Raw genomic sequence first — 17684 nt, 5'->3', positions numbered from 1 at the left:
CAATGGAATCCTTTTTATTTTTTATTAAGCTAAATTGTTATTGTACATGTAGTTCATTAATGAACGAGTTTCGGTGAATTCATTAGCATCGTGGAGAACAACCGTTACGATTCTGTCGTGGCCTGCTTTTTGAGCAGTTCCTACGAAACAGTAACCAGCAGGATCAGTGTAACCAGTCTTCAAACCATCAACGTTAAGTGAAGATTGGTAGTACTTTCTACCCGGTAGTAGGTTGTTGTAGTTGTAAAGAGTTTGGCCATCAACCTTCATGCTCTTGATACTTGAATCGTCGGTAATGTCTGGATAGTCATTAATTAAGTGACGAGCCATGTGGGCAACGTAATTTGCTGAAAGAAGGTTAGCGTATGAACCAGAAACACCGTAACCATACTTAGCTAATTCGTTGTTTTCCATACCATTTGCTGAAACAAACTTGGCTCTGGTAAAGTGCCACTTCTTAGCTTGAGTATTCATCATCTTTAAGAAACGCTTGTTAGCAGTTGGTGTATACCCACCAGCAACCCATTGGCCTAAAGCAATAGCAGCGTTGTTTGATGATTCAATCAATGCAGCCAAGTAAAGGTCACGAACTGTGTATGAGTTCTTTTTGAATTTGAAACCACCATAAACTGATGATTTACCCATTGACTTAAGACCCCAGTAACTTGTGTTAACTTTTGAGTTCCAAGTTGCTGATGTGTCATCAAGTTTTTCACGAACTAGATACAACGTCATAAGTTTTGAGATTGAAGCGATTGGTCGCAAGGTGTTACCGTTTTTTGACCAAGCAACTTTACTGCTGTTAACATCCATTGCTGCTGCTGACTTAGCGTACTTAACACCAGTTGATGATGCTTGGGCGTTTTCCATATTTGATGCAAAACTACCCATTGTTGTAAATGAAACAGAAGCGACAGCAGTGATAATTACTGTCTTAAATAATTGTTTTAATTTCATTCTCCATACTCCCTTAATAAATTACTGGAATAAACTTAACACCTTTTAAGGGGGGATATCAACGAAATTTCTGAACTGTAATCGAACTGTGTAATTAGTGTCATTTTTTGTAAAATAAGCGGTACTTTGTTACAAAACTAAATCACTGCACTACTTAGCCTGGCAGATTATAATTACTGTGTAGGGGAATGAACAAGTCAATGGATTATGTTTGGAGAATATTGCTACTCATATAGATACTTATAAAGTACTGGTATTTAGCCGCTTGAAAACGTTGAATACGGTTACAATATTCTCTGCGTTTTGGTTGATTTATTCCAAAATTAAATATATAATTGCTACGATAATCAATTATGTGAATCTTTTAATTTGTACTTGTTAAATAAAAGGGGCTAATCGGGATGAAACATTTAGTTGCAATTGTGGGAACAAACTCAAAACTATCAACGAACCGTCAGTTGCTGGAGTATATGAAAGAGCACTTTAAGCAACAAGCTGAGATTGAACTGATCGAAATCAAGGGAATCCCAATCTTCAAAAAGAGTGCCGGTATGCAAGTACCAGAAGAAACTAGAAAGATTGCTGCAAAGATTGAACAATCAGACGGTGTCATCATTGGAACCCCTGAGTATGATCATGCGGTTCCAGCTGCCCTACTTAGTTTGTTAGCATGGTTGTCATACGGCCAGCATCCACTGGTTGATAAACCTGTTATGATCACGGGAGCATCTTTTGGGACGCTAGGTTCATCTCGAGCACAAGCACAACTTCGCCAAGTTTTGGATTCTCCAGAAATTAAGGCTAGGATAATGCCTAGCTCAGAGTTCTTACTTGATCATTCTCTCGAAGCATTTCAAGATAAAGAACACTTGGTAAACAAAGAACTAGCTGATCAACTTGACGGATTGTTTAAAGACTTTATCGAATTTATTGATATTTCAAGTCAATTAGGTAATGCCCATACTGCCAATAAGCAACAGGCAAAGGACTTTTCTTGGGAATCATCCGATAAGAAGGAGAGATAAAATTATGAAATTAGTTGGAATTGCAGGTTCGATTGCAGACGAATCATATAACCGTAAGTTATTAAAGTATATTGCAAGTCACTTTAGTCGTGAAGTGGATATCGAATTATTGGATATTAACGATATTCCAATGTTCAATCAAGATGAAGACCAAACAGAAAGTGAAGCAGTTCAATACCTAGTTAAGAAGATTAAATCTGCTGATGGGGTGATTATCGCTACTCCTGAACACAACCATACAGTCCCCGCTGCACTTAAGAGTGTGATTGAATGGTTGTCATTCAATGTTCACCCATTAGACGGGAAACCCGTAATGATAATTGGTGCTTCGTACTTCACGCAAGGTTCATCGCGGGCACAATTGCACCTACGCCAAATCTTAGAAGCTCCTGGAGTTAATGCTGTAGTTTTACCAGGGAACGAAGTCTTGGTTGGGGATGTTAAGAATGCCTTTGATTCATTAGGAAACTTAAAGAACCAAGGCACAGTTGACTTTATTCACGAAACACTGAGAAAGTTTATCAAGTTTGTTAAAGTCATTAATACAATTGATGAACAAGAAGATTCTGCATATGAATCTGAAGATTTGGGTGCAAACGGAACTGCTGAAACCACAGTTGATGGCGTTGATATGAACGCTGATGATTGGGTAGAGCAAGCAGCTAAAAAGACTAACGCAGCTGAAGGTAGCGACTATGTTAAATTGGATCGTGGTTTGCTAACAGTTAATCAATTAAATTACTTCCTTAACACCATGCCAATTGAGTTGACCTATGCGGATGAAAACAATCAATTTATTTACTACAACAAGTACCTGGACACCAAGGATATGTTGGCTCCAAGAAAACCCGGGCAAGTTGGAGACCCATTAAGCAGTGTTCACCCTGGCAGAGCCGTAAAACACGTCCAACAGGTAATCCATGCACTTCGTGAAGGTAAAACTGATTTAGTTTCAATGCCAGTTCCAGGAAACGGTCCAACCAAACACATCATGCATTACTACAAGGCAATGCATAATGAAAACGGAGAATACCGGGGAATTAACGAATGGGTAGTTGATTTATGGCCAATCGTTGAATCATACCTAAAAATGACAGGGAAAATGCTGGTCGATGATCCAAGTAATAAGGTAGACGCCTCAACTGGGGCTTCCGCTGCGCCATCAACAGATGCATCAACGGGTGCATCTGAAAGTGAAGCAGAGCCAGAGACACCAAGTAAGCCAGATACAGATGCTTCAACAGGTGCGTCAGAGAGCTAGATTATAGAAATAAAACAGGTTTCGATATTTTTATTTTAAATATCGAAACCTGTTTTTTAGTATTGGGATTGTTTTCTATTTTAATGGCTCCACACAGTCGCTGTTACGACTGATTGGCAGCAGGGACAGTATATTCACGAGATTCACTAACTGTTGCTTTTGTCGGGGCACTACGACTGAATCAAAGATTCATGTAGTGCTCCCATCCTTGTGGGGGCGTTAAGACGAAATCAAAGAATTCTGTTACGCTCAATCCGCCTGCATAAACTTGCCGGCCGTCAACTTCGACGATGCAATCCAGCCATTACCCTTAACGTAAAGGAATGTACCGTTCTTCTTCGCCTTATTTTGAACCTTAAGTGCCTTAGTTACGTAATAAGTTGTGCCAGCCTTCAGTTTAGCCTTAGCTTGGAAGCTAACCGTTGGTCTGTCCGCCATAAATGCACCCTTAAATACGTATGGGGTTGCATCCTTAGTATGGTAAACTTTTGCTTTCTTGTAAGTAATTGCTTTTGAAACAGTGTAGCTATAAGTCTTAGGAGCAGCATTAGCTGCTAGTGGTGCAGAAAATGCTAAAGGTAGAGCAAGAACCGCGCTTGCAATGACAATTGAGATTTTTTTCATAATAATCTCCTCCTTTTTTTGATTGACTAAAGTATACAATGTTACAAAAAGATGTCAATGAAATATAATCGTAATATTTGTTAAAGAAGGTTGCGTTTTCCTAAAGTAAATTTATCCGATGTTCAATGACCAATCTGCTAGCTAGTAATTCTGCCGATTGTGCCAATAAATCTTCATTTTGGGGTGATTGCTCGGTTACTTTCCTTAGCTGAGCGTTAAAGTGATCAACGACAATATCAAAAATTTGGGATACTTCATTTGCAGACCTAGCTTGGCTAAGGACCTTTGAAATTGCGGGTAAACTAAAGATTGGTTTGTAAAGAACTATCAAAATAATTTCCGCTAGTTGAGTTTGACTGTACTTTTTACCAGTTGGTTTTTCAATTACCCCCTTTTTTACGTAGCTATTAACCATTGACTTAGTGATTGGTTGATCTACGAACGAGCTCGTGTACTGTTCGACCATGCCCAGAACTTGGTCCATGTAAAGACCAATCGTGGGTAATGCTTGGTAGTGGGGAAGGGTGAGGATTAATTTATTTTCCATAAATGGACTCCTTGGACGTTTTTATATATTATCGCATAAAAGAATTTTATAATCCAGATTAAGTAGACTTGATATCTACTTAATCTTGACTAGGCCACTGGATGACGCTATTATATTGGTAAAGGTGGTGTCAATAAATGCAAAAGGTCAAACAAAAAATTACTGGCAAGTTAATTACATACGAAGTGTTCAACGCAGTAACGCATGGTGTGTCTTTTATTGTTGCAATTGTGTTAACGGTAATGTTGCTTCATAAGGCGGTTGTAGATAATTTATCAGCGGTTGCGATTGCTAGTCTCGCTGTGTATTCTGCGACGGTGATGATTCTATATTTAGCATCAACACTGTTTCATTGCTTTGTGTTTACAAGGGCAAAGCGTATCTTTCAAATTCTTGATCACAGTAACATTTTTATCCTAATTGCTGGATCATACACACCTTACTGTATTGTGTTTTTGCATACCACAGCTTCGTACATTCTGTTAGCGGTAATCTGGATTCTGAGCATTTCTGGGATTTGTTTTCACATACTTGGTCATGGCCGCTATCAAAAAATTGAAACTACTGTGTACGTAGTAATGGGCTGGCTATGTTTAATTCTTGGAAAGCAGTTGTATGCAGCATTAGCCCCAACAGGATTTTGGCTACTAGTTGCTGGAGGGGTTACTTTTACAGTTGGCGCATTAATATACAGTTTGAAGGGAATTCCTGGACTCCATTTAATTTGGCACTTTTTCGTAATGGGCGGCACTTTAGCAATGTTTCTTTCAATTTATATTAATGTTTAGCAAAATAAGCCTTTCTCGTTTAAACTGGTAATGGGTTGTGATACTGTCAACCTATCAATGATTTAGGGAGAAAAATATGCAGAGAAAAGAAACCATTAACTGGTGGAAGACAATTTTGGTGATAGCATTACCATTCATTGAACTTTGGATCGGGTCTTATTTTAATTTAATTCATTCACAAAATATGCGGGTAGTTGCCGCAGTTGTTCTTGGGCTTGCCGTTATGATCGTTGCAATCAGTATGTATAAAGATGTGTTGATAGATAACTGGCAGGTTTGGAAACACCATTGGTTACGCAATTTACTACTAGCATTTGTATCTGTCATTGGAATTTATGTTCTATTGGCGGCAACCAGGGCGTTATTAAAGACCGTTGGCTTGTCTGCTTCTGGTCAACATGGCGGAGACATGCTAGCAACGGGCGCAGGAATAATGGTGATTGGCAGTTTGACTTCATTATTTGCACCGTTTACTGAAGAAATCGTATATCGGCACGTAATGTTTTATCAGTTTAAAAATAGCCGATTAGGATTTTGGCTTATGTTTTTTGTTCAGTCAATTGCCTTTGGCCTTATCCACTGGAACAATTTTCACGGAGTTGTGGTGCAGATGATTCCATATATGGTGATTGGGGCATTCTTTGGGCTAATTTATTATTGGTCAAAAAATATTTGGCAAAGTATTGTGACCCACTTCATCTTTGACTTTACAAGCTTTGCGGGTGCAGTTTTTGTCTTTGCAATGCAATTTTTTACGAAATAATAATTGACAATTGATGTTGATGTGGTAAATTAATAGACAATCAAAATTAAAAACAAATTACAAACATGAAGTTATGATTAGAAAAGTAGCTGTTTAGCATCCATAAAGAGAGCTCCGCTGGTGAGAAGGAGTTGGTTACGGCAGTGAACCACATCTATGAACTGGTAATCTGAATTAAGTAGGATTACCCGCTAGCGAGCGTTACCACTGCTACCGTAACTGTTCTTTTGATTATATTATCAAGACGACTAGTTATTGGCAGTGTGAGGTCACTTACCGTGAGGTGGTGACAAAACGAGGTGGAACCGCGAGTTAATTCGTCCCCGGAAATTGGATAACAATTTCTGGGGATTTTTTTGTTTGTGAAAATGGAGGGATATAGTATGCGCATTGAAAAGGACACATTACCAAATTTATTGAAGTTTGTTGATACCAGAACTGAAGAAGTGAGTAATCGAAAAGAAGTCGAGGAAGCAGTTGAAAAAATAATTAGAACCGTTCGTAGTAAGGGTGATTCAGCATTAAAGGAATACAGCCAACAGTTTGATAATATTTCAATTAACGATTTTTTGGTCAGTCAAGAAAATATCGATGCTGCATATGAGCAAACAGATCAAGCAGTTTTAACCGCGTTAAAGGAAGCAAAACAAAACATCGAATCCTTTCATAAAATGGAAGTTCAAAATAACTTCGTTGATGCTAACAAACCGGGAATCATTCGGGGAGAAAAAATTACGCCTTTAGCATCAGTAGGGGTATATGTCCCTGGAGGAACGGCTGCATATCCCTCATCTATTCTGATGAATGTAATTCCAGCTAAGATTGCCGGAGTTCAACAAGTGGTGATGGTCACCCCACCACAAAAGGATGGAATTAAACCAGCAGTTTTAGCCGCAGCGAAAATTGCCGGCGTCGATAAAGTATTCCAAGTAGGTGGTGCTCAAGCAATTGCTGCCCTAGCATATGGTACTGAATCGATTCCGAAGGTCGACAAAATTACTGGCCCAGGAAATGCCTTTGTTGCGACAGCTAAAAAGATGGTATTTGGTCAAGTTGACATTGACATGATTGCGGGACCATCTGAAATTGGAATTATTGCTTCTGATGATGCTAACCCAAGTCAGGTAGCTGCAGATCTTCTTTCCCAAGCAGAACATGACAAACTAGCCAGACCAATACTAGTAACGGATAGCGAGGTTCTGGCAAGTCAGGTAAGTGTGGAAGTTAATCGCCAATGTGCTTTACTACCACGACGGGAAATTGCTCAAGCTGCAGTTGATAATGAAGGGTTTATTGCAGTTGTTGAGAACATTGACGATGCATTTGAATTGATGAATGACGTTGCTCCTGAACACTTGGAGGTGCAGTTAAATGATGCGATTTCTTACCTTAACCAAATTAAAAACGCTGGTTCAGTTTTTCTTGGATTCTCCGCGTCCGAGCCGCTGGGGGATTACTTGGCAGGCCCCAACCACATATTGCCAACTGGTGGAACGGCCAGATTCTTCTCGCCGTTAGGAGTTGACGATTTTATTAAAAAGACTCAATTTGTTTCATACACCAAAGATGCTCTAGAAAAGGATGCCAAGAATATTACCACTCTTGCCAGAGTTGAGGGGTTAGAAGCCCACGCCAGAGCAATTGAAAGCCGTTTTAATGGAGAACAGATGTAAACCGTGTCTTACATCCGTAATGCAATTGTCGATGGACAGTAACCGCAGGGAAATGGGACGCATGCTATAATTTTTGCAAGGAAGTGATAGCATGTTGAAAGTATTTAAAAATTCGGTTTTGATGTTTGTAGCTCTGTTTGGACTTTTTTTGGCGGCAAACACACAACCAGTTTCTGCACAAGCAAGCACCAAAACGCCTGCGAAGATTCAAGGAACCTGGTACTGTTATAAAGGAAAGTCAAAATTTAGCCAAATCAAAGTGACTCCCAAGTCAGTTACGTTTGATGGGAAAAAATATACCCCATCAAAAAAGGGATATAAAAAGCTGAGCGTTTCTAAATGGGGATCGTGGTACATGCTAAATAAATCAAGTAAGCAATCCCAGTCATTAGGACAATTCAAAACTACTAAAAAGTTGATCAAAGGTTCGTATAAAAAGGTATTGATTAGATCCTACGGAGTTGGTTCGTATGACGTTTACACCTCCCAAAAGATCAAGCATAAGTACACTTATAATGCATTAGGGTAATTTACTTGCATTCTCCTACAAATGGTTGTATCTTATTGACAACAAAAAAAGGAGGTGATGCTTTTTGACAATTGGAAATAATCTTAAAGCATCAGCTGTGAAGGTTTCAACTAAATAGCTGATGCTATAAGAAAGAGCCGACGAAATGTAAATCGTCGGCTTTTTTTGTGTCATAAAATATTTAGTTGATGTTAGCGTATGGCGATGGACTCGGGTTTTCTTGACCAAGAGATTCACCCAGTGCTGAAACAATATCTTCAATGATATCATCAGGATTTTCTAAGCCAACTGAGAGCCGAAGCAAGGTGCTAGTGATCCCCAGTTTTTGCCGAGCCTCCTCGGTCATATCAGCATGGGTCTGCTTAGCTGGTAGCGTGATCAAACTTTCAACGCCACCAAGGCTTTCTGCAAATGCAACCACTTTAAGATTATCTAGTAATTGACGGACTTTATCCTCACTATATAGGTAGAAACTGACCATGCCACCTTGTCCCGAGTACAGGACTTTTTCAATACACGGAACATTGCTCAAACAGGCAGCAACTTTTTGAGCGTTACTGGTGTGACGTTCCATTCTGACAGATAAGGTTTTTAAACTTCGAAGTAACAACCATGAGTCAAATGGATCAAGGGTTACCCCTGTGGTATTAAAATTAAATTCCAACTCTTCGGCAATTTGTGGCTTTTTAGCGATGACGGCACCACCGAGTAAATCATTATGTCCAGAAAGATACTTAGTAGCACTGTGGACCACAATGTCTGCTCCTTGAGTCAGGGGTTGTTGATATACGGGAGTTAGAAATGTATTATCCACACAAACTAGTGATTCTGGATTAGCCGTGTGAAGAATATTAGCAACTTTATCTATGTCGATAATTTTCATTGTCGGGTTTGAAGGTGTTTCCAGCCAAATTGCTTTAGTATCTGGAGAAACTAGTTGTTGGAGTTCATCATAATCAGTTCCGTTCCACTTTGTGAACTGGATGTTGTAGTGAGATTCAAGGTAGTCGAAGTATCTAAATGAGCCTCCATATAAATCATCTGAGGTGATAATTTTGTCACCAGTTTTAAACAAACTGAACACTAACTGGATTGCTGCCATTCCAGAGCTAACAGCGTATGCAGCACAGCCAGATTCCATCTTAGCTAAGGTGTCTTGAAGTACGTCCCGAGTGGGGGTCGAGAGTCGTGAGTATGAATATCCTGAATGGGGATCACTAGCCTCGACCTCCTCTAAAGAAGGATGCCTAAAGTTAGATGAAAAGTAAAGTGGAGTGGAGACTGATCCGTATTGATCATGGTTGTTCCGGTTACCTGCTTGAGCGAGAATTGTATCTAGTCTATTTTCTGTCATTGTTCATTCCTCCAAATAAAAAGCCCTGAACAATAAATAATTGTTCAGGGCGAAATTTCGCGGTACCACCTGGTTTGCTAGTCATGGCTAGCATCTCTATCAGTACTCTCGTAAGAATACCGTGCAAGTTAACGATTGCCAACGAGTTACTAGCCAAAAGACCGCAACTAGACTCAGAGATCATCTTCATCAACTGAATTTATCTTCTCTCACCGTGAAACCGAAGCTCTCTTTATTAAATTCAGATGATTACTCTTCTCATCACTGTCTAATAATTAAATTGAAGTTAGTTTACCGCCTTTTGTAAACTCGGTCAATCCCATGTTAAGTTAACGAGATTAATTAAATTGTTCACAACATTCCAGGATGAACAACACAAAAGGAGTCCGAAAACAGTTTATAGCATAACGCTTACATAGACTGACAATACAGGCTTTTTTACGATTTAAAAATAAACAAAAAACTATTGTGAAATTATTTACATCTCGTAAGGGCGATGATATGATTAACACTGTTATCATAATATTTATTTAAAGGGGATTTTATTGATGAAGGAAAATTTTGATTTCTTAATGCCAAGCGTGAATTTTTTTGGTAAAGGGGTAATTAAGAAAATTGGTGATCGTGCTAAGATGCTTAACATGAGCAAACCATTAATTGTTACTGACAAATTCTTACGCTCAATGGACAACGGTCCAGTTGCCCAAACTTTGTCATCACTTGATGAAGCTGGAGTAGATTATGCAATTTATGATGGGGTTGAACCAAATCCTAAGGTTAGAAATATTCAAGCCGCTAAACAAGTATATTTAGATAATAACTGTGACAGTATCATCACTGTTGGTGGGGGTTCCTCCCATGATGCTGGTAAAGGAACTGGAATTATTTTAACCAATGGTGACGATATCACTAAGCTAGCTGGAATCGAAACTCTTGATAATCCACTTCCTCCATTGATGGCTGTCAACACAACTGCTGGAACGGCATCTGAGTTAACTCGCCACTGTGTAATTACTAATGAAGAAACTAAGCTAAAATTTGTTGTTGTTTCATGGCGGAACGTTCCATTGGTTTCGTTTAATGACCCAATGTTAATGCTAGACGTTCCTGCGGGTTTAACTGCTGCAACAGGAATGGATACTTTTGTTCAAGCTATTGAGCCATATGTGTCAACCAACCGTAATGACATTACTGATGGCCAATGTGTGGAAGCAATCAAGTTAGTTGAAGAAAGTCTTCGTCAAGCTGTTGCTAACGGTCACGACGTTGATGCCAGAACTAAAATGGTTGAAGCAGAAATGCTTGGCGGAATGGCATTTAACAATGCTGATCTTGGTTATGTCCATGCTATGGCCCACCAACTTGGTGGTCAATATGATGCTCCCCATGGTGTTTGCTGTGCGATGTTATTACCAATCGTTGAAAAGTATAATATCATTGCCGCACCAGAACGCTTTGCAGAGTTAGCTAGAATTATGGGTGAAGATACCACTGGACTATCAACTAGGGATGCTGCAGAATTGTCAATCAAGGCAATGCGTCAATTGGCCGATGATGTTAACATTCCTCGTAGTATTAAAGCGATTGGTGCCAAACCAGAAGACTTTGAAATGATGGCAGAAAACGCGTTGAAGGATGGAAACGCATTTTCAAACCCACGTAAGGGTACTAAAGAAGAATTAGTTAAGTTGTTCCAAGAAGCCTACGACGCAGAATAATCAATATTATCTCTGTAAATGAATTTCAGTAATTGCTGAAATTCATTTTTTTTGCCCAATTAACTCTTATAATAGAACTAAAAATGTGATTGGGTGATTCTGTGAACATTATGGTGACTGGTGGAGCGGGATTTATTGGTAGCCACTTTTGCAACTTAATATTGAATTCTTATCCAGCTGACAAGATTTTGGTAGTTGATAAGGGAACTTATGCGGCCGATTTTAACTTTCTACGGAATCTTTCGCTACAGTTTCCCAATAGATTGTTTATTAGGAAGGCTGATATTAATCAAAGTGATCTGATCGCTGAATGGGTAGATGTATTTAAAATCGATACAATTGTCAACTTTGCAGCTGAAAGCCATGTTGACAACTCCATTGCCGATGTAGAGCCATTTTTGATGAGTAATGTTAACGGCACAGTTAGGTTGTTAGAGGTTGCTCGACAAAAGGGAATTTCCCGGTTTATCCAAATATCCACGGATGAAGTATACGGGGATTCACATTTAAATGGTAAACATTTTTCGGAAGATAGCCCCTTACGACCTTCATCTCCGTATGCGGCATCCAAGGCTGCTGCTGATATGATGGTGTTGGCTAATCACAGGACATATGGACAGGATGTATGCATTACTAGGTCCGCCAATAATTACGGGACTAGACAGTATCCAGAAAAGTTAATCCCTAAAATTATTAAGCGAGCAGTTGCAGATCAGCTGGTGCCGATATACGGAGTAGGTAATAATTGCCGGAGTTGGTTATCAGTGGAGGATAATTGTCGGGCAATCGACCTAGTGTTAAGAAAAGGCCAGTCGGGTAAGGTTTATAACGTTCCGGGTAACCAGAGTGTTTCGAATTTAGAATTAGTTACTCAAATTTTGAAACGGCTTAATAAACCTGCATCATTAATTAAACACGTTGCGGATCGCCCAGGGCATGATCTTAATTACTTGATTACTGGTCAGCCGATTGAACTGATGGGATGGCAAGCAAGTCATAATATAATGTCAGACTTGTCGGATTTGGTGGACTGGTATACCGGTAATTATTCATGGTTAGAACAGCGGAAGGTGGGTAAACAGTGATGAAAATTGGATTTATTGGTACTGGGATCATGGGTACAGGGATGATTAAAAATCTACTGGCGGCAGGATACCAAGTTGATGTTTATAACAGAACTAAAGATCATGCCCAAGCTGCTATCAATAATGGCGCACAGTGGCAAGATAATGTCGCTAGTCTCACTCGCAGTGTTGACGTTATTATCTCAATTGTCGGGTTTCCAGCCGATGTTGAAGAGGTGTACTTGGGTAAGGACGGAGTCTTAGCTAACGCCCATGAAGGACAGACGATTATTGATATGACAACGAGTTCGCCCATGTTGGCTGAGAAGATTTATTCAGCCGCAAATAAAATAGGGGTGGCTGCTTTAGATGCTCCAGTTTCAGGTGGCGACGTGGGCGCAAAAAGTGGAACTCTAACGATTATGGTTGGCGGCAAGCAATCAGCGTTTGAACAGCAACTGCCGATTTTTAAAGCTATGGGAAGTGCCGTAACCTACTTTGGCGGAACAGGTGAAGGGCAACATGCTAAGATGGCTAATCAAATCATGGTTGCCGGAACGATGACGGGGATGATTGAGTCACTTGTATATGCTGATAAAGCTGGCCTTAACCTTGATGCCGTTATTAAGATGATTGGTGGCGGTGCTGCCCAGAACTGGAGTATGGATAATTATGGGCCAAGAATCCTCCAAGGGGATTTACAACCAGGGTTTATGGCTAAACACTTTTTGAAGGACTTACGAATTGTGCTTTCAGTTGCCGATGAAATGAAGATATCCCTTCCAGGAACAGCGGTAGCAAAAAAATTATACGAAAAGATGGTTTCCATTGATGATTGGGGGGAACTTGGAACCCAGGGATTGATAAAATTGTGGACGGAAAAATAAATAAGGAGCTACGAAGTTGAAAACATCGTAGCTCCTTATTGTTTTAGAAGACAGTGGATTACAGTCTTTTATTTACGTTCATTTCTCCGTTTGACTGCTGAAACCGCATTGATACTAATTGAGATTATCAAAAAGATTCCAGCTAAAATAATCAAACCGATTTTGACGTTATTCGGAAAGTTGTTTGCCTGAATTAATAAACCAATTCCGATTGAGATAATTAAGCAGATGTCTGCGAAGATAAGTGTCGGTGTAAAGCCCAAACTAATCATTCCTTTCGCAATCATTATAGCAAAGTTACTCGACGGACATAGCCTTTATTTTTTGCTTTGCTTGAGTTGAAGCTTTAGCAATCGCTGCAGTCTTAATCTTTTTGACTAATTCTGCTTGTTGTGAGGCACTCATTTTTGGATTCTTCATTTTTGCTGCTGTAACTTGTTGTTTAATTACTGAGGCTAACATCTTTTTTGAGTTAGCTTGTTGACTCTTCATTTGAGATTGCATCTTCTTGACTTGTGATGGGGTAAGGACAACCCAATCGTCCGTAATTTGGAAGTTGTTTACTCTTGAAACATATTCATGGTTAGTCCCCAAGCCAGCATACATAAACTTAAAGAATGTGTTTTTGTATGTGTACTCTTTAGTAGTGGTGATGATTTGTGATGAGTGTTCGCGCACACGGGTAAACTTATTTTTGGTGTTTGAATCAAGTTGGGTGTGAGTAGTTTTCTTAGCGCCTTGGTTTTTGTAAACCACTACGTTTTCACCCTTAGTTCCCAAATCTTTTTTGATGGCTACATTTAGACCCATATCTTTGATTGCAAATGCAGGATCAATTCTTTTAATGGTTGTAATAGTAGCTGGCTTCATGCCCCAATGTTGGGTATCACCCATTGTGATTGTGACTAAAGTTAGCACTAATCCAATTAGTGAAACTAGCCAAGTTGTGGTTCTAAATGAACCTTGTTTCATCAAAACGAATGAGTAAATGAAAAATACGGAGAAAATTACGATTAAAGCGATTCCCATTATTTGTCACCTCCAGCGAGTGGATTAACGGTGTTTTCGTTCTTTAAGAAGAATGTCAATACTAGTCCAATCAGTGAGAACACGATTGCAACAAGGAACGCTGCGGCATAACCGTTTAAGACAGCGTTAGTCGCGTGTTCTTTATATAGTAGCGGCATTGAATCTAATAGTGATTTTCCTGGCATTGAGTTTTTGGTAACGTTGCTCAAGATACTTACCAAGATAGCTGTTCCGACAGAACTTGCAACCTGACGAAGGGTGTTGTTTACAGCAGTTCCGTGACTAATTTGGTCAAGTGACAGAGCGTTCATACCAGAAGTCGTAACTGGCATTAATGTCATGGCAACTCCGACCATTCGAACTGCGTAGGTAATAACTGGGAATAGAACTGGGGTATTCTTAGTTAAGAATAGGAAAGGTACAGTTCCAAGAGTAAGTAGAATTAGTCCTGACATTGCAAGGCGCTTAGCACCAATTCTGTCAAAAATTCGGCCAGTAATTGGACTCATGATACCAATCATCAAAGCTCCTGGGAGCAAGGTCAGACCAGATTCTAATGCTGAATCGCCACGAACCGTTTGTAAGTAAATTGGCAGAACCATTTCGACCCCAACCATGGCAACGTTAACGTCGGCTGAAAGTAGGGAAGTGATCGTGAATGCCTTTGTCTTGAATACTCGAAGGTTCAAGAAAGGATTTTCTGCCTTAAGTTGGCGAACAACGAACAATGCAATTACTACTAATCCTAATAGAATTGAAATAATTACAACTGAGCTGCCCCAACCTTTGTCACCGACTTCTGAGAACCCGTAAAGGAGAGCCCCAAAACCAACAGTTGATAATACTGCTGAGATGATGTCTAGAGAAGGTTTTGAAGTAGGAAGAACTTTCTTAACGGTGAAGAAAGCTACTATAATAACCAGAATGTTAATAGGAATTAACATTCCAAATAACATTCTCCATGAATAACTATCGATGATGAAACCTGATAGTGTTGGACCGATTGCAGGAGCCAATCCCATCGCTAGCCCTAAGGTACCCATGATTGTTCCCCGCTTTTCAGGAGGGAAAATCGAAAGGTTAACTGTCTGTGCTAGGGGCATTGAGATTCCCACGGCAATTGCTTGAATAATTCGGCCGGCGAAGATTACACCAAATTCGTTGGCGGTAAATGCTAATGTGGTTCCAATTAAGAATAAAAACATTGCAGTCATATATAATGTTTTGGAACTAAATCTGCTAATCAACCAGGCTGAAATTGGAATCATAACCCCGTTGACCATTAAGAAACCAGTGGTTAACCACTGGACGGTTGAAGTGGAGGCGTCAAACGCCTTCATCAATGCTGGATATGCGGTAGCTAACATCGTACTACTTAAGATGGTCAAGAACGCACCAGAAATCATGGTGGCAACCATTAAGCCACGACTGTACGGCTTGCCGTTTGCATCTAATACTTTTTCAGACAATACTATCTTCCTTTCAAAAAACAAAGTCTAAGATAGATTACGCTCAACTTAATTCATTGTCAACTAACTTGACAAATGTAATCGAATACATAATATTGACGAATAAAAAATTACCAATTATAATTCGATTGTTGTCTAACGAGTTAATAAAAACACATTGTAGGTGAATAGGTTATGGAAGAAATTCCAGAAAAATCATTTCTAGCCACTGATAAGCTAATCTTTGGCATTGGCCAAGTATCAAAAATTACTGGAGTATCTTCTCGGCAATTAAGATATTGGGAGCAGCAAAAATACATTTCAGCAATTCAGACTAAAAAAGGTGCGTCTAGGCAGTATAATATGCACACCTTGATTAGAATTGTGAACATCCAACGATTCTTGAATCGAGGGTTCACGTTGAGTGCTGCTGTTGAGAAAGCTTTAAAAATTGATGAGGCTGCACCAGTAGTCAAACAATTTATGACTACTCAGTTTAAGGGGCTAAAAAAAGAGGCTGATAACAAGTTTCTTCTAGACTTTGGATACCTTGATAATTCTAAGAAACAGCGAGTTTGGGGCATCATCGAAAATGGAGAGACCTCTTTTGAAATTGAAGACATCAGCTAAATATTAATCTTTATGAGATTTATAAAAAGCACCACGTTAATTCTTTTAAAAGAATTACGTGGTGCTTTTGTTATTAAGCTATTAATGGTTTATCTAACTGATTTGATACTTAGTCTGATAGTTGTTTATACAATCCCATAATAGTTTTATCAGATAAGTCAACTTCCTTACCATCAATAGTTGCGTTTTCGATTTCATAATAATCTTCAAGGTCTGGAGTTTCTAGACGTTGATTTGCGATAAAGTCATCAACGCTGTTATAAGTGATCTTGCTTGTAGAACTTCCGTCTTTATAGGTGATTTCTAACATATTAATCACTATCCTTTCGACTATCATTTTAAAAATAATCGGTCTTAAATGCAATTGATACACACCTTGAATTTTCCGTGAAGATTATATGAATTTTGTGTGCAATCTAGTTCTCAGAAAGTTGCCATCATGATATATTGATAATGGTTAAAGGCGGAGAGGAATTATTAGGGGGGCACTAATAATATGAAACGGATAGCTTTACTCTTATCTGCTTTAGTTGTCGGAATAGTTATAATGGGGATATCGTTAGTTGATTCGGCTCAGGGGAGAACAATCTACTTTGATCACAACATGATTGCTTCAAAAAACCTAACTGATCACGGTGTGATTAAGTATCATGTGACTGGCAATGCTCACAAATACAATAATGAAATTAATGTAGCAACAAAAAAATGGAATTATGCACTAGGCAAGAAGGTGTTCGTACAGACTAATTCTTTAACGGACTCGCGACTAGTAATCACTAAAGCAGCCATAACTCCTGGATTGGCAGGCGTGGCTGAAATCAATAGTGGTGTAATTGCCTTAAATAGCGAGACAATGAATCGCTATTCTGAGAGTAAACGGGAAGCAGTATTGATTCATGAATTAGGTCATACTCTAGGCACGAAGGATTTGTACCTTTATCCGGAGGCTAGTTTAAGATCGTTGTTTACACGGGCAACGATAATGGGGGGAGATTATTCAACCCATATTGGTAAATTTGACGCTGATTTAGCAAAGTGGTCTTTGAAGCATACCACGCCAGTTAGCGATTCAGAGTTTAATGGTTATAGGCATGATCCACACTTGTATTTCCAGAAATATGTAGTTTGATTATTGTCATATTGACAATGATAGGTTGCTAATCTATCATTAAACGCATATCAGTAAACGATGAAACAAGACAGTAGCTTATTACTTCGAGAATTCAGAAATTTGGCGGGGATGCGAGCCAAACGAGTATTTAGTGAACATACACTTGTGGAGTTTTCTTAATTATTTAGACGGGTCATTTCGTTACCAATGGTTTGAGTGGTCGATATTTGTCGATAACTTGGGTGGTAACGCGGAAAAACTTCGTCCCTAGCAATT

Annotated in this window: 19 protein-coding genes and 3 other annotated features; of the genes, 11 read left to right on the top strand and 8 right to left on the bottom strand. The window is 39.3% G+C overall.

Annotated elements, in window-relative coordinates:
* Positions 1 to 24: 24 nt before the first annotated feature.
* Positions 25 to 957, bottom strand: a complete 933-nt coding sequence (locus PL11_RS01160; protein ID WP_035165726.1) for a serine hydrolase — start codon at positions 955 to 957, stop codon at positions 25 to 27.
* 401 nt (positions 958 to 1358) lie between these two features.
* Here PL11_RS01160 and PL11_RS01155 point away from each other — a divergent pair, with 401 nt between their 5' ends.
* Both PL11_RS01155 and PL11_RS01150 read left to right on the top strand, forming a co-directional pair.
* Entirely contained in the window at positions 1359 to 1982 is a 624-nt protein-coding gene (locus tag PL11_RS01155) for an NADPH-dependent FMN reductase (RefSeq protein ID WP_035165725.1), read from the top strand.
* A 4-nt stretch (positions 1983 to 1986) separates the two neighbouring features.
* Complete coding sequence (locus PL11_RS01150) at positions 1987 to 3243, top strand: NADPH-dependent oxidoreductase (RefSeq protein ID WP_035165723.1); 1257 nt, start codon at positions 1987 to 1989, stop codon at positions 3241 to 3243.
* Positions 3244 to 3492: 249 nt separating this feature from the next.
* Here the strand turns inward: PL11_RS01150 and PL11_RS01145 are convergent, their stop codons facing one another.
* Positions 3493 to 3867, bottom strand: coding sequence for a hypothetical protein (locus PL11_RS01145; RefSeq protein ID WP_035165722.1), 375 nt, complete (start codon positions 3865 to 3867; stop codon positions 3493 to 3495).
* Between the two features lie 100 nt (positions 3868 to 3967).
* Positions 3968 to 4414: a DUF1836 domain-containing protein gene (locus PL11_RS01140; protein ID WP_052127624.1), complete on the bottom strand. Its 447-nt coding sequence runs from the start codon at positions 4412 to 4414 to the stop codon at positions 3968 to 3970.
* Positions 4415 to 4551: 137 nt separating this feature from the next.
* On the opposite strand from PL11_RS01140, the gene trhA reads away from it, so the two are divergent.
* From trhA to PL11_RS01120, 4 genes are all read left to right on the top strand, one after another.
* The gene (gene trhA / locus PL11_RS01135) at positions 4552 to 5202 is read left to right on the top strand and encodes a PAQR family membrane homeostasis protein TrhA (RefSeq protein ID WP_035165720.1); all 651 of its coding nucleotides are present in this window, start codon (positions 4552 to 4554) and stop codon (positions 5200 to 5202) included.
* 76 nt (positions 5203 to 5278) lie between these two features.
* Positions 5279 to 5965 carry a CPBP family intramembrane glutamic endopeptidase gene (locus PL11_RS01130; protein WP_052127623.1) on the top strand — a complete coding sequence of 229 codons (687 nt, stop codon included), beginning with the start codon at positions 5279 to 5281 and terminating at the stop codon, positions 5963 to 5965.
* A 64-nt stretch (positions 5966 to 6029) separates the two neighbouring features.
* Positions 6030 to 6293, top strand: a binding site (T-box leader).
* A gap of 55 nt (positions 6294 to 6348) precedes the next feature.
* Positions 6349 to 7638, top strand: a complete 1290-nt coding sequence (gene hisD / locus PL11_RS01125) for a histidinol dehydrogenase (RefSeq protein WP_035165718.1) — start codon at positions 6349 to 6351, stop codon at positions 7636 to 7638.
* 91 nt (positions 7639 to 7729) lie between these two features.
* Positions 7730 to 8167 (top strand): hypothetical protein, encoded by a 438-nt coding sequence (locus PL11_RS01120; RefSeq protein ID WP_152638981.1) that lies wholly within the window; start codon positions 7730 to 7732, stop codon positions 8165 to 8167.
* Between the two features lie 181 nt (positions 8168 to 8348).
* On the opposite strand, the gene PL11_RS01115 is transcribed toward PL11_RS01120, so the two are convergent.
* Positions 8349 to 9521 (bottom strand): trans-sulfuration enzyme family protein, encoded by a 1173-nt coding sequence (locus tag PL11_RS01115; RefSeq protein WP_052127622.1) that lies wholly within the window; start codon positions 9519 to 9521, stop codon positions 8349 to 8351.
* Between the two features lie 42 nt (positions 9522 to 9563).
* Positions 9564 to 9795, bottom strand: a binding site (T-box leader).
* A gap of 274 nt (positions 9796 to 10069) precedes the next feature.
* On the opposite strand from PL11_RS01115, the gene PL11_RS01105 reads away from it, so the two are divergent.
* The 3 genes from PL11_RS01105 (at position 10070) to PL11_RS01095 (ending at position 13190) form a co-directional block, all read left to right on the top strand.
* Complete coding sequence (locus PL11_RS01105; RefSeq protein WP_035165714.1) at positions 10070 to 11239, top strand: iron-containing alcohol dehydrogenase; 1170 nt, start codon at positions 10070 to 10072, stop codon at positions 11237 to 11239.
* A gap of 110 nt (positions 11240 to 11349) precedes the next feature.
* Positions 11350 to 12324: a dTDP-glucose 4,6-dehydratase gene (locus tag PL11_RS01100; RefSeq protein ID WP_052127620.1), complete on the top strand. Its 975-nt coding sequence runs from the start codon at positions 11350 to 11352 to the stop codon at positions 12322 to 12324.
* A complete protein-coding gene (locus tag PL11_RS01095; protein WP_035165711.1) occupies positions 12324 to 13190 on the top strand; it encodes an NAD(P)-dependent oxidoreductase in 867 nt (288 codons plus the stop codon). Before PL11_RS01100 ends, PL11_RS01095 begins: the two co-directional genes overlap by 1 nt.
* A gap of 68 nt (positions 13191 to 13258) precedes the next feature.
* Here the strand turns inward: PL11_RS01095 and PL11_RS01090 are convergent, their stop codons facing one another.
* Genes PL11_RS01090 through PL11_RS01080 form a run of 3 tightly spaced genes read right to left on the bottom strand, consistent with a single transcriptional unit; the run spans position 13259 to position 15637 of the window.
* Positions 13259 to 13477: a hypothetical protein gene (locus tag PL11_RS01090; protein WP_237047502.1), complete on the bottom strand. Its 219-nt coding sequence runs from the start codon at positions 13475 to 13477 to the stop codon at positions 13259 to 13261.
* A gap of 10 nt (positions 13478 to 13487) precedes the next feature.
* Positions 13488 to 14219 carry a DUF4811 domain-containing protein gene (locus PL11_RS01085; protein ID WP_035165710.1) on the bottom strand — a complete coding sequence of 244 codons (732 nt, stop codon included), beginning with the start codon at positions 14217 to 14219 and terminating at the stop codon, positions 13488 to 13490.
* Positions 14219 to 15637: a DHA2 family efflux MFS transporter permease subunit gene (locus PL11_RS01080; protein ID WP_052127753.1), complete on the bottom strand. Its 1419-nt coding sequence runs from the start codon at positions 15635 to 15637 to the stop codon at positions 14219 to 14221. The genes PL11_RS01085 and PL11_RS01080 overlap by 1 nt, the downstream gene beginning before the upstream one ends.
* Positions 15638 to 15862: 225 nt before the next feature.
* On the opposite strand from PL11_RS01080, the gene PL11_RS01075 reads away from it, so the two are divergent.
* Positions 15863 to 16297, top strand: a complete 435-nt coding sequence (locus PL11_RS01075; RefSeq protein WP_035165708.1) for a MerR family transcriptional regulator — start codon at positions 15863 to 15865, stop codon at positions 16295 to 16297.
* Positions 16298 to 16406: 109 nt separating this feature from the next.
* Here PL11_RS01075 and PL11_RS01070 read toward each other — a convergent pair whose 3' ends face one another.
* Positions 16407 to 16634, bottom strand: coding sequence for a hypothetical protein (locus tag PL11_RS01070; protein WP_335621931.1), 228 nt, complete (start codon positions 16632 to 16634; stop codon positions 16407 to 16409).
* A gap of 159 nt (positions 16635 to 16793) precedes the next feature.
* Between PL11_RS01070 and PL11_RS01065 the strand changes: the two genes are divergently transcribed.
* A complete protein-coding gene (locus tag PL11_RS01065; protein ID WP_035165703.1) occupies positions 16794 to 17426 on the top strand; it encodes a zinc metalloprotease in 633 nt (210 codons plus the stop codon).
* A 51-nt stretch (positions 17427 to 17477) separates the two neighbouring features.
* Positions 17478 to 17680, top strand: a binding site (T-box leader).
* The last annotated feature ends 4 nt before the right edge of the window (positions 17681 to 17684 follow it).

Source organism: Lentilactobacillus curieae, from assembly GCF_000785105.2.
GTDB classification, from domain to species: Bacteria; Bacillota; Bacilli; order Lactobacillales; family Lactobacillaceae; genus Lentilactobacillus; species Lentilactobacillus curieae.
This window is presented reverse-complemented; position numbering and strand designations above follow the sequence as displayed.